The 13,454-nt window shown below is 64.0% G+C and carries 5 protein-coding genes; 4 read left to right on the top strand and 1 reads right to left on the bottom strand.

Going from position 1 to position 13,454, the window contains the following annotated elements:
- Window positions 1–86 precede the first annotated feature (86 nt).
- Window positions 87–287, top strand: a complete 201-nt coding sequence (locus ACSC1S_RS19560) for a hypothetical protein (protein ID WP_435365770.1) — start codon at window positions 87–89, stop codon at window positions 285–287.
- Window positions 288–382: 95 nt separating this feature from the next.
- Here the strand turns inward: ACSC1S_RS19560 and ACSC1S_RS19555 are convergent, their stop codons facing one another.
- Window positions 383–2,101: a glycoside hydrolase family 99-like domain-containing protein gene (locus tag ACSC1S_RS19555; protein WP_435365769.1), complete on the bottom strand. Its 1,719-nt coding sequence runs from the start codon at window positions 2,099–2,101 to the stop codon at window positions 383–385.
- Window positions 2,102–2,453: 352 nt separating this feature from the next.
- Here ACSC1S_RS19555 and ACSC1S_RS19550 point away from each other — a divergent pair, with 352 nt between their 5' ends.
- From ACSC1S_RS19550 to ACSC1S_RS19540, 3 genes are all read left to right on the top strand, one after another.
- Window positions 2,454–2,717, top strand: coding sequence for a hypothetical protein (locus tag ACSC1S_RS19550; RefSeq protein WP_435365768.1), 264 nt, complete (start codon window positions 2,454–2,456; stop codon window positions 2,715–2,717).
- A 95-nt stretch (window positions 2,718–2,812) separates the two neighbouring features.
- On the top strand, window positions 2,813–3,337 hold the full coding sequence (locus ACSC1S_RS19545) for a hypothetical protein (protein ID WP_435365767.1): 525 nt from the start codon (window positions 2,813–2,815) through the stop codon (window positions 3,335–3,337).
- Window positions 3,338–3,774: 437 nt separating this feature from the next.
- Entirely contained in the window at window positions 3,775–13,299 is a 9,525-nt protein-coding gene (locus tag ACSC1S_RS19540; RefSeq protein WP_435365766.1) for a carboxypeptidase regulatory-like domain-containing protein, read from the top strand.
- The last annotated feature ends 155 nt before the right edge of the window (window positions 13,300–13,454 follow it).

Here is a 13,454-nt window from a genome sequence, read left to right as displayed (position 1 = left end):
GTGGTCGCGGAACCCTCGTTTGTAGGGTCGGAGGTTCCGTCCCAGCCCACGGTGGAGTATAAGAGATGTCGGCCCGACTACGGGTCATGGGACTACTCTCTGGCGACGACTCCGACGACGTCATCGTGGACACGTTCTCGGCGCACAAGAACACCAAACTCGTTCGAGCGATCGACACGGAGACCGGGGTCGTCTGCTACTGGCCGACGCATCACGAGGGGTTCGTCGCGATGCCACTCAGTGACACCGAACTCTCGCTCGACGATATCGAAGCGATGGAGGAGTAACAGCACCCTCCTCTTCCACCGTGGGCGATCTGTTACGCTTCCAGTCGGCCTGAATATCGACTGCCGAGTGGTAGTGGTGTCAGAACGTGAGTTGCTCACTGCACGGCGAACGGGTAGTCGTCCAACTTCCCGTCGCGCTCCCCGAAGACCAACTGGTCGGTCTTCGTCCCATCGACGAAGACCTCGGCCTCGATGCGGTCTGAGCGCATCGGCTCGCCCGTGAGAACCGCGGTGTCTGCGTTCGAGAGATCTGCTTCGACGAAGAGGACCGTTTCCCCGTCCGGACCACCGAACCAGCGCCATGAGTACGAGTCGTTCGATGCTGTCCCGTAGACGCCTTTCAACAGGAGGGGTTCGTTGGCGGCGTCCCCGATGTCGAAACTCGCGACCGCTTCGCCGTCGTCGAGGAACCGAAGCCCACCGGCCATGAACGCCAACTCGCGGTCATCCGTGCTATCTGGGTTCGTCTCTGCGGGGACGATCGTCTCGTTGAACGCGAAGCGAAGGGTCGTCCCCTGGGGAGTGAACCCGGCGGAGGTCGCGTTCGCGAGCTTCTCGGCTGTGAGTTCCAGATACTCGGTCCCGAAGTCGGTTCCAGGTTCGACCTGGGTGTCCTCGTACCATTCGTTGAACGAGGTGATGAGAACCGCTTCGCTGTCGGCGAGGTGCGGTTGAACCTGTTCTAAAACGCGTTCGTAGCGGTCTGGAGAGGACGAGAGTATGGGATTGTCCTCGCGGACGTTGTCGGGGATTCCGGTATCGTTGAATCCGGGGATGACGACTGGGACGAACCCGATGTCGGCGACCCGCGCTCCAAGGTTCATCACCCTGTTCCCCTGCTCGTAGTTGTCGTGGAACACCGCCTCGATGTCTGCCCGGGGGCTGTAGGGGTTGTACGAGGTGACCGCGTCTGCAACGTCGATTATCGGGTACGTGGCCGGGGCGGACCCGAACGGGACACCGGCCAGGACGTAGAGCTCTGTGTCCAGATTCGCCGTCGCATCCGCGAAGGCGGCTTCGACGTCACCGCTGAGGTTGTTCGAGACGTAGAAGTACACGACTGGTTGGCCGTCGATGTGGAGGTAGTTCTCGCGTCCGAAGTACCTCTCTGCGAGGTACTCGAAGTCTGACTGCAACCGCTCGCGAGCAGCGGACCGGTCGAGGTCGTACTCGTACGCTTCCAGACGACCGACCGTCTCGTAGAGGATCGAGAACTGGACGTCGTCGAACCGCTCCATCTCGGTGACCGTCCGGTTCAGCGCGGTGTCCGAGCCAGACTCCGGCCCCCACCAACTCACCGAGAGCCAGTCGATGCCGTATTCGAGACACCACTTGAGGTGCTGGTCGACGACGCGTGGGTCGTCAGCCGAATACTCTCCCAGCACGGGGTCGCTTACGGTCCATTCGGTCCAGTCCTGGTGACCGCCGGACATCTCGTACCAGGGGTAGTAGTGGGCACCGACGAGTCGGTCCGTCTCCAGGGGCTCGGCGAACACCGGGACGTGGTCCGTCTCCAGTTGTGTGCTGGCCTCCCGTCCATCGCCTGTGACGGCGGAGACCGTTATCTGGTACGCTCGCCCGCCTTCCACCGCAAGGGTGGTATCGAGCGTGAATTCGGATTCGCCACCGGCATCGAGGCTCACATCCGCTCCCTTCGTTTCGACCGTGACCGAATCGACGCCGGCGTCGGCAGTGATTCGACCGGTGACGACGATGTGTTGAGACGTGTCGCCAGTTTCGATAGCCGTCTGCAGGTCGAAGGTCGGTCCCGCCGCGACGGGTCGTGTCGTCATCTCCTCGTCTGTCGATTCCACCGTTGCGGAATCGGTCGTCGTCGTTCTGTGGGTCTTCGTTTCCCCTGTAGTGTCGGTCTGCTCGTCCGACGAAAGTCCCTGGCACCCCGCTAGCCCGGCTACTCCGAGTAAACTCAATCGCCGCAGGAGCTCGCGACGCCGCGTGGGGTCCATGTCTCGTAGTCCTCATCGCAGAGTGTAAATATTCGTGCCTGTCCCGGCATGTGACCACCGTTCGCCGTGACCGGTACATTGAAATCTGACTGTGCCTTGGGCCTCGATAGCACAGCGTGTATGACCATTCACAACACCCCCCACCATTGTCGAACGAACACCCCCACCGTCTTCTCGACCCTGCTGCAGGTGACCGCACATGAGTAGCGGGACCGACGTCGAGGTCGAGGTGACCATCCGGAGCAGTTTCGAGCTTCACAGTATCGACCGGACCGCCATCGACGACGTGGCCCTCGGCCGGGCGCTCGCCGGCCGATGGCCGACGGTGACGTGGACGACCCACAGCCAGGACGAGGCTCGCGTCGTCTCGGTCACAGCGGAAGGAGCCCGTACCATCGGGTCCGAGGAACTGCTCATCGGGCTGCAAGCGGAACTCGGGAGCCCGGTCCGGGTCGTCAGTTAGGCTCCTGGCTCCGGCGAGTGCTGGCTCTCAGCCGTGTGGGATGCAGTCAATCGGCGGGGCGAACAGCTACTTTCTCTGGGGTCGTATCCTACGCTATGCCTGCGCAGCGTTCCTTCCCACCAACGAAACGGATTCATTGGCTCCACCGGGCCGTCGAGGCCTGGGTGGCGAATCCGGTTCTCCGTGCTGTTCTTCGGTCGCCGTTACACCGAACCGTCGACCGCTGGCTCATCCTCCTCTCGTACGCCGGTCGACAGAGCGGTCGCCAGTACACCTTCCCGGTCGCCTACGCTCGGGTCGACGGCGCACTCGTCGTGGTGACGCCGAAGGCCGAGAGCGCGTGGTGGCCGAACTTCCACGACGGCCACCCCTGTTCCATCTGGTACAACGGCGAGGAGCGCGCCGCTATCGGGACGGTCACCTCGGGACCGGAGCGCCAGAAATTCCTCTCGGCGTTCGCCGACCAGCGACCCCTGTTGCGGCGTCTGTTGAAGATCTCGCGCGACGACCACGGCGAGTTCGACCCCACCGGTGAGCTGGCCGTGATCCGGTTCGTCTTGGGCCCCGCACAGGCACGGATACCGCCTGGCCCGGTCCCGAACGTGATTCGGGGCTTCTGAGGACCAGTTCCTGTACTGGTTCGTCTGACTGTCTGCCATTGCAACCGACATATCGGATGTGGTTTCTAAACATACTACTGTATACGGTGGCAGTTAGCAGCACCATACTCGGCCAATAGTTTAAAATATTAGGCTGCGAACCACTCAAGATTACATTTCGGTTGGTGCGGGTTCCCTCCGACAGAACCACAGGAGGGAGCGACAGAAATCGAAACGGTATTACGTGTATTACAGGGACACATTACACTAGCCAAAACAGATTTATATCCTAACTAGATTCAGGTTTTATTATTTATGGTCATATTGGCAGAGTAACACTTAATAGGTGGTGTCGGCCTCTATCGCACGTGACACATGACGGCGCACGAGCAGTATTACTGGTAATCTTATTGATTACATCTACTGTGACGATGGGTGGCACTGGTGTTGCGTTACCAGTGCAGGAACAGGTGGACACGGTCACGGTGACCGGGTCCGTGAACTACACAGATGGGAGTGACGCCACGGGGTGGAAGGTCCTCTTCGACGACGGCCCCTCCTCACCACCGACGATCGACCACACGGACAGTTCGGGCCAGTACAACGTCAGCCTGAACGCCTCTGAGACGTACCCCGTGTGGTTCCAGCAGTTCAACAATACCTACAACGCGACGGAGAACTACGTGCGTGACGGGCGCATCGACCTCTACGCTATCGGGAACGTCTCGACGGGGGCGTCCGATGTCGACATGGGCAACACGGAACTCCCCGACCCGAACCTGCTGAACGTGCAGGTCGTCGACGGGAATGGGGACCCCATGAACGGCGTCTTCGTCCGCGTCTTCCACGTCGCGAACGGGATCGAGGCGCAGATGAACACGGAGACGAACTCGAACGGGTACGTGTACGCGGGGAACGTCAGCGAACCCGGCGTCGAGGTCACCGGCACCATCAGGCTCGAAGTTTCCGGCCCACAGGGCTACACGAGCAACTATTCGACCATCGAGGTCACCGGCGACCGGAACTACACGGTCGAACTCACCGCGGAGAAGCAGGTCAACGGGACCATCGAGACCGCTGACGGCTCGGCCGTCGGGGCCGGCGACGACGTCGAACTGATGGCCGACGGGGACGGCCAGCTCGACGCCACCGATTCCAACGGGAACTTCTCTATCGGTCTCACCAGCAACGGGACCTACGGACTGCAGTACTACCAGGACGGTTTCCAGACCACCGCGCCCGCAGACGGCATCCCGGACATCTACGCGTTCGGGAACGTCTCCGTCTCGGGCGACACCGACCTCGGGACGCGGACGCTCCCCGAGGGCCACAACCTGACCATCAACGTCCAGAAGTCGGACGGGACGCCCGTCGCCAACACGAGTGTCCAGGTGAGCCACGATTCCGGCGAGAACACCGTCTACACGGACATCACGACGGACTCGCAGGGACAGGCGACCATCGAGGTCAACGGGTCGACCCAGCTCTTCGTCGATGCGGGGGACCTCGGGGTGCACTTCTCCAGCACGACGGTCACCAGTGACGAGTCGGTGAATATCACCTTCCAATCGTCGAACACGGTCACTGGCACCGTCGAGGCAGCCAACGGAACCGGTGTGGGCGCTGGGGACACGGTGGAATTGATGTCACCCGACTACACCCGGTACGAGAACGACACCGATTCGAACGGTAGTTTCTCGACGACCGTCCCGACCAACGAGACGTACGAGCTGATGTACTACCAGAACGGGACGGACACGGAAGCCGCCGCAGACGGGATTCCGGACGTCTACGCGTTCGGGAACGTGTCGGTTTCGGGTGACACCGACATCGGGACGCGGACGCTCCCCGAGGGCCACAACCTGACCATCACCCTCGAGAGCGAAGACGGAACACCGGTCACGAACACGAGTCTGTGGGTCGGACACGACCCCGACCCGTTCTACGCCAGCACGGAGATAACGACCGACTCGGAGGGGACGGCGACCATCGAGGTCACGGGACCGGTCTCCATCTACGTCCCCCAGACCGGGAATCTGGACAACACCAACAAAGACGTGGCGGTGACCGGCGACCAGTCGGTCACGCTCACGATGCAGAAGACCGTGACCGTGAACGGGACGGTCAGCGACCACACCGGGTCGCCGGTGTATCCGATGCGGATTATCTACTCGTCCGATGACGGGGTGTCCGACGGCGCGTGGACCTATTCGTCGGGCAGCTACGAACTCGGCCTCCAGCCGAACACGTCGTATCACGTCCTCTTCTCGCAGGAGAACACGGATACGGTCCTCCCGAACGATGGCGTTCCGGACGTCTACGTCGCGGAGATGGCCTCCGTCGGGAGCACCAACCAGACGAACGACATCCAGCTTCCGAAGGGCCACGACCTGAACGTCACCGTGGTCGACGAGAATGGTGACCCGCTTTCGGGTGTCGGCGTCCTCATCCAGGCCGACCGCAACAACTACGGGACGGCTGTCGATGGCACGACCAACGCCGACGGGCTGTTCGTCGGTGACGGAGCCAGCCACCCGGGCATCGAAGTGAATGGCTCCATCGACGTCGAAGTCAACCAGCCACCGGCCGGGTACGCCGAGAAGTACGTCGATGTGACGGTCACCAACAGCACGAACGTCACCGTCACTCTCGTGAAGACGATGAACGTCACCGGGACCATCGAAGGGGCAGACGGGACGCCCGCAACGAGCGACTTCCTACGCGTCTCGAACTTCTCCGACCCCTACGGTGAGAGCGTCTGGACCGACTCGAACGGCTCTTTCTCCGCGGCAATCGCGGAGGGCGGCCCCTACGAGGTCGAGTTCAGACAGACCGCAGCCGACGGCGACTGGCAGGGCTCCTTCCCGCAGGACGGTATCCCGGACGTCTACTACTTCGGGACCGTCAACCAGAGCACGAAGGACATGGGGACGCTGACGCTCCCCGAGCCACACAACCTGACGGTCCGTGTCCAGGACCGCAAGGGTAATCCTGTCTCGAACGTCGAGCTCGAGGTCGACCACGAACTACCGGGCGTCGACGGTGACGGTGACTCGATCGCGTGGACAGATTCGAACGGTGAAGTCCACGCCGAGGTCATCGGCCGCATCGATCTCTACGCGGACGGCCGCGACCGCGGCTACAAGACGAACTTCACCGAGGTCACTGTCGACAGTGACCGGACGGTAACGCTCACCATCGCTGCGGTCGCGAACCTCAGCGGGAGCATCGAGTACGCGGACGGAACCGTCCCCGAGGGCTACATCGCCTCCTTCGATGGCGACGAAAGCTACGGGAGTGACCGCGTCTCGACCGACGGCTCGTTCACGGCTGCGGTCGGTGTGAACGATACCTACGACGTCGAGTTCGACCAGCGCGACTGGCAGGGCGAGCACTCGCCCTTCCCGAAGGACGGCAAGCCCGACGTGTACGTGTTCGACGCACCCGTGACCGTCGGAACCAGCGACCAGACCATCGGTACCTGGACGCTGCCGGACGCCCCGCACCTGGTCAACGTCACTGTGACGAACGAGACCGGAGCCGTGCTCGAGGGCATCGACGTCAGTCTCGGCTACGAGAACAACGGTTCGACCACGTGGGTGAGTGGAACCACCGACACGAACGGCGACGTCCGCCTCTACGGCGCGCCGCCGGGCATCGAACTCGCGGCTGGGAACCTCTCCGTGAACGTCTACGGCGATGACCTCGGCTACGACAACAACTACACCGACTACACTATCGACAGCGACCGCAACCTGACCATCGAACTCGAATCGGTCAAGACTGTCACCGGTCGGTTCGTCGACGAGCAGGGTGACCCGCTCGTCGAAGACGGAATCATCGTGGTCGGCGAAGACAGTTCGTTCGATTACGTCCGAACCGATGCCCAGGGGACGTTCGACTTCGACATGCCTGCGGGTAACTACAGCCTGGTGTTCTCACAGGACAACTTCAGCACCGAGCTGTCCGGCGTCGGCGTCCGTGACGGTGTCGCGGACACCTACGAGTTCGCGAGCCTCAACCTTACGAGCTCGACCGACCTCGGCAACGTGACCATCCCTGATGGACACGTGCTCGACCCCAAAGTCGTCGACGAGAGCGGGAACCCGGTCGAGGACGCTGAAGTGCTCTACTACCCGAACGCGTCCGGTGGTGTCGAGGGCGGTGGCATCATCCTCTGGACCCTCTCGGACGGGCGCGTCCACGGACTGGAGAACCTGACCGACCCGGCCGGCCTCGAAGTGGCTGGCCCGGTCAAACTCACCGTCAGGGAACCCGACAACAGCACCCGGTTCAAGGACCAGGAGATCACGAACAACCTCACCGTTACGAGCAACATGTCCCCGACGATTACGCTGGCCGAGGAGAACAGCGCAGTCGTCGAGGGGACGCTCACGCTGTCGAACGGGTCGGATGCATCGGGTGACCTGGTCACCGTATTCAACGAATCCGACTTACAGACCAACAACACGGACGACACTGGGCAGTACAGCTTCGAGATAACCGAGAACGATACCTACTGGCTGGGCTACTACCAGCTCCGGAATGGCTCGTACTTCCTGCGCGACGGGAACGTCGACATCTTCGAGTTCGGGAGCGTCAACGAGACCGACACCGCGACGGTGAACGCGACGTTGCCGGCAGGGCACGTCGTGGACGTCACCGCGCTCGACGAGAGCGGTGACCCGGTGCCGAACGCATCACTCACCATCTGGGCAAACCAGAGCAGGCCGTCCACGGGCTGGAGAACGAACACCACCCAGAACGGCATCCTGAACGAATCCAGTTCCGGAACCGGTATCGAACTCTCCGGTGCGGTGAAACTCGAGGCGCAACCGCCGGAGAACGCCACGCGGTTCCTGAACGAGACGACGGTCCGGAACATCACGGTCACCGGCCCGATGAGCGTCGAGATCACCCTGCCGGAGAAGCAGGCGAACTTCTCGACTGACTTCTCGGTCAACGCGACCGAGGTGCTGACGACCGAGGCTGTCGAGGTGAATGCAACGGTCACGAACGACGGGCCGGTCGTCGGTTCCACGTCGGTCGAATTCGAACGTAACGGCTCCGTGGTCAACACGACCACCGTCGACCTCGCAGCGGGCGAGACGACGACCGTCACGTACAACATGTCCCTCGACCGTGGCGACAACGCTGTCAGCGTCAACGGGCTGAGCCCGACGACCGTGACGGCGCTCGCACCCGCGAACCTCTCGACGAGCTTCACCGTCGACCCGACGACCCTCTTGCCCAGCGAGACGGTCACGGTCACGGCGACCGTCGAGAACACCGGCGACGTGAACGGCACGCAGGAGGTCAACGTCAGCATCGACGAGTCGGTCGTCGACACGCAGACGGTGACCGTGCAGGGAACGTCCACCGAACAGGTCACCTACGAGACCTCCCTCGATACCGGTGAGCACACCGTCTCGGTGAACGACCTCACCGCGGCGACGGTCACCGTTCAGGAACCGGCGAACTTCTCGACGACCTACTCGGTCAACGAGACCACAGTGCTGACCAACGAATCGGTCGGCATCACCGCCACCGTCGAGAACACCGGCGACGTCGAAGGGACGACGTCGGTCGACTTCCTGGCCGACGACATCGTCATCGGCACGCAGTCGGTGACGGTCCCGGCCGGGAGTTCGAAACAGGTCACGCAGACGATCATCAGCATGACCCGCGGGACGCACAACCTCTCGGTGAACAACCTCACCCCGACCGAGGTCACCGTGCTCGCGCCTGCGAACTTCTCGACGACATACGCGGTCAATGAGACGAGCCCGCTCACGAACGAGACGGTCGGCATCACCGCGACCGTCGAGAACACTGGCGACGTCGAAGGCACCGAGACCGTCGAGTTCGTCATCGACGGCACGGTTGTCGACACGCAACAGGTCACCGTCGCGGCCACGAGCTCGAAGACGGTCACCTACAACACGACGCTGGACCGCGGCACGCACGACGTGACGGTGAACGGGCTCGACCCGGTCACGGTCACGGCGCTCGCACCCGCGAACGTCTCGGTCGACTACTCGGTCGCCCCGCTGACCGCGCTCACGAACGAGACGGTCTCCGTGTCCGTGTCGGTCAGCAACTCGGGCGACGTGGCGGCGAACCAGACGCTGAACATCAGCGTCGACGGCACGGTCGTCGACTCTCGCACGAAGGAGGTCGCCGGCACGAGCCTGGAGACCTACACGTACGACCTCGGGACGCTCGACCGCGGCACGCACGACGTGACGGTCAACGGACTCGCCGCGACCACGGTGACGGTCGAGGCACCCGCGAACATCAGCCTCGTCTCCCAGACCGTCGAGTCGACTGACCTGCTGTCGACCGACCCGGTCAACGTCACGGCGACGCTGGAGAACACTGGTGACCGAAACGGAACGACCTCGGTCGACCTCTTCATCGACGGGTCGGTCGTCGCGACCAAGACGGTCGCCGTCGCCGGTGGCCAGACCGCGACGGTCGACTTCACCGAGCGCGTCTACTGGGACAGCTACGGCGACCACACCGTCAGCGTCGGCGACCTCGCCGGTGAGACCATCACCGTCGAGCGCCCGACCAACCCGGACGCGAGTGTCAGTATCACCGCGCCGGCCGCTGGCAGCGTCCTCGCCACCGGCGACGTGGGCGTCGACTACACGTTCACGAACGTCGATACCGGCATCGACCACGCCGAGTACCGCGTCGACGACGGCAGCTGGCAGACCGTGGCGAGCGGTTCCCTCGCAGACGGAACGCTCTCGCTCACGGGCCTCGCAGACGGCTCGCACACCGTCGACATCCGGCTCATCGACAACCTCGGGAACGCGGCTGGCTCCGCCCAGACCACGTTCACCGTGGACACGACCGCACCCGTGACGGCTATCACGGCCGGTTCGGAAGTCGGTCCGCAGGACCCGGTCACCATCTCGGTGGAACACACGGACGCGACCCGTGACACCACCGTCATCGAGGTTCGTGACGGCGGCAGCGTCGTCACGACCTTCGACATGACCGACGAGGTCGACGCCACCAGTGGCGGTGGGGTCGGCAACGCGACGCTCTCCTGGAACGGCTCCACGGCCGACGGCTCGATGCTCAGCACCGGCGAGTACACGCTGGCTGTCGTCGGCACCGACGCAGCCGGTCAGCAGAGCGAATCGACCACGACCATCACGCTCGACCGGGACGTCCCGACCGTGTCCGTCCAGTCGGCCTCGCCCGACATCGTCGCGGGCGGTGACACCATCACCGTCTCCGGCACGGCCACGGACGACACGACGAACGTGTCCACCGTGACCGTCGTCTTCGACTCACAGTCCGGGCGCGCGAGCCAGACCACGGCCGCGACCCTGAACGGTGACGGGACGTGGACGGCGACACTCGACTCCAGTACGCTCCCGACCAGCGGGAAGTACACGGTCGGCGCAGTGGCAATCGACGACCTCGGCAACGGGGCGTTGGTCACCAACGAGTCGCTCGTGGTCGCGCTCGACCGCACGGCCCCCTCGCTCGGCCTGACGGTCGGCCAGCAGTCCACGACGACCGGTCGCGTGAACGTCACCGCGACCGAGAACCTCAGCGCGGCACCCGACGTCGACGTGACGCTCCCGAACGGCACGGTCCGCACGGTTTCGCTCAGCGAGACCAGTGCTGGCTGGACGGGCACGTTCGACTTCGGCGGCTCCGGTGAGTACGCTGTCAACGCGACCGGTACCGACATCGCCGGCAACGCTGGCAGCACGAACGCATCGACCACCGTCCAGACCTCGGCCAGCACGGCCGACCGGACGCTGACCATCACGAACGACAAGACCGGGACGTTCATCGAACTGCACACGACGACCGACGTCGACAACGCGTTCGGTGCACTGACCGAGAGTGAGCAGCCGCTTGCCTCGCTCAGCGCCGGCCTGTCCGGTGCGCGGTTCATCGACGGACAGCTCGGTGCGAAACTCGAGGGCAATCTCTCACACGCCATCATCGGCATCCCGGTCCAGCAGGACGACCTGCCGGCCGGCGTCGACCCGTCCGACGTGGAGATCCGCTACTTCAACGAGACGAGCAAGCAGTGGGAGGTCGTCGGTGACACCACGCTGGCGAACCGGACCATCGGCGGGACGACCCAGCAGTACTACCTCGTCAACGTCTCGCACTTCTCGACGTACGGCGCGGTCGCCGCGGACACGACGCCGCCGTCCATTGACGGCACCTCGCTGTCCTCGGGTGGCCCGACGTACGACTACGACACCGACACGGTCGACGTGACGTTCGACTACAGCGACACGCAGTCCGGCATCGACACGGACGCGGTCGAGGTGTACGTCGACGGCCAGCTCGTCACCGGCTCCTTCGCCGGCGACGTGCAGGTCACCTCCGACAAGGTGGTCGTCTCCCCGACCGGCCTCGTCGGCTCCGGCACCCACACGGTGACGGTCAAAGCCGTGGACAACGCCGGCAACGCGGCGGCCAACGTGACCGAGGAGTTCGAGGTCACGGCGGACACGACCGCACCGACCATCTCCTCGGGCTTCACGAACAACCAGACGCTGGCCTACGGGACCAGCGACGTGACGGTCGACGTGTCCTACACCGACAGCCAGAGCGGCATCGCACAGGACACCGTCAGCGTCATCTTCGATGGCTCGGACGTCACCGGGCCGGCGACGGTCACCTCGACCGGCGTCACCTACGACGCGACCGGCCTGAGCGCCGGCAGCCACACCATGACCGTCGAGGTCACGGACGCGGCCGGCAACACCGACACGCTCACGCGTGCGTTCACCATCGAAGCGGACACCACGGCCCCGAGCATCGACAGCACAGCGCTGTCGCCCTCGGGCAGTCCGCTCCCAGCGAACACGACCGAGGTCACGTTCGACGTGTCCTACAGCGACACCGAGAGCGGTATCGATGCGAGCAACGTCGTCGTGGAACTCGACAGCGGGTCGGGCTTCACCGACGTGACCGACAACGCGGTCGTCACGGCCGACTCGACCAGCATCACCGGCCTCGACCTCTCGCCCGGTTCCCACACCTTCCGCGTCACCGTCCCCGACGGCGACGGGAACGAGGAGACCGTCACCGAGACGGCGACCATCGGAACCGGCACCGCGCCGACGTTCGGCACGGTCGACTTCAGCCAGCCCATCTCAGATGGCAGCCTGGACGCCGGCACCAGCCAGACGGACATCACGGTGAACTTCGACGACGTCGACGGCGACGTCGAGACGATCACCGCGACGTTCGACGGCACGGACGTCACGGCCTCGCTGACCGAGACGAGTGGCGCGGTCACCTACACCGCGACAGGGCTCTCTGATGGGTCCTCGCACGCGCTGAACGTGACGCTGACCGACGCCGGCGGGAACACGGTCTCGAAGGCAGTCGAGTTCTCCGTCGACCAGAGCAGTGGCGGCAGCGGTGGCAGCACTGGCGGCGGTGGTGGCGGCCAGGGCGACACCAACACGGGGACGATCAAGATCTCCGAGTGGTCCGTCTCGGACTCGACCGTCGCCCCCGGTGAGCAGGTCACGCTCGCCGTCACTGTCGTCAACAACGCCGACAGCACGAAGACCATCACCCCCGCGCTGTACGTGGACGGCGAACTCGTCGAAGGCCAGCGTATCTCCGTGCTGAAGGGCATGGAGCGCACCGTCGAGTTCACCTACCGCTTCAGCGAGGAGGGGACGCACAGTCTCAGCCCCGACGGCAGCGACTTCGAGTTCGTCACCGTCGAATCGGCGGGCGAGTCGACGACCGCGACGCCGACCACGACTGAATCGACGCAGACCACGACCGCGACGTCGACCGGTGACGAACCGGTGCCGACGACCGGGACCACCGTGGCCGACACCACGACGGAACCCCCGGCCGGGGACGATGCTGACGACGACGGAAGCAGCTCCTCGATACCCGGATTCGGTCTCGGACCCGCGCTCGTCGCCCTCGTCGCGGCGGCGCTGCTCGCGATGCGTCGGACCAACTGAGCGCAGGACGACCTGCGTTCACCATCCGATTCCAGCGGACGGTCTGAAGGGTGGACATTGTTTTTTGCTCGTTGAAAAATTCTGCTGTCATACTCCCGATTACAGCTCCGATACTCGCGGTCGAAACACATTTTACGAGGCTATCACGAGTACTG

The sequence above is a fragment of the Haloarchaeobius pelagicus genome (assembly GCF_051207375.1).
GTDB lineage: Archaea > Halobacteriota > Halobacteria > Halobacteriales > Natrialbaceae > Haloarchaeobius.
This window is presented reverse-complemented; position numbering and strand designations above follow the sequence as displayed.

Coding starts and splice junctions, on each gene's coding strand:
- ACSC1S_RS19545 (WP_435365767.1), top strand. CDS start 2,813: ATGCCTGCGCAGCGTTCCTTCCCACCAACGAAACGGATTCATTGGCTC.
- ACSC1S_RS19550 (WP_435365768.1), top strand. CDS start 2,454: ATGAGTAGCGGGACCGACGTCGAGGTCGAGGTGACCATCCGGAGCAGT.
- ACSC1S_RS19560 (WP_435365770.1), top strand. CDS start 87: ATGGGACTACTCTCTGGCGACGACTCCGACGACGTCATCGTGGACACG.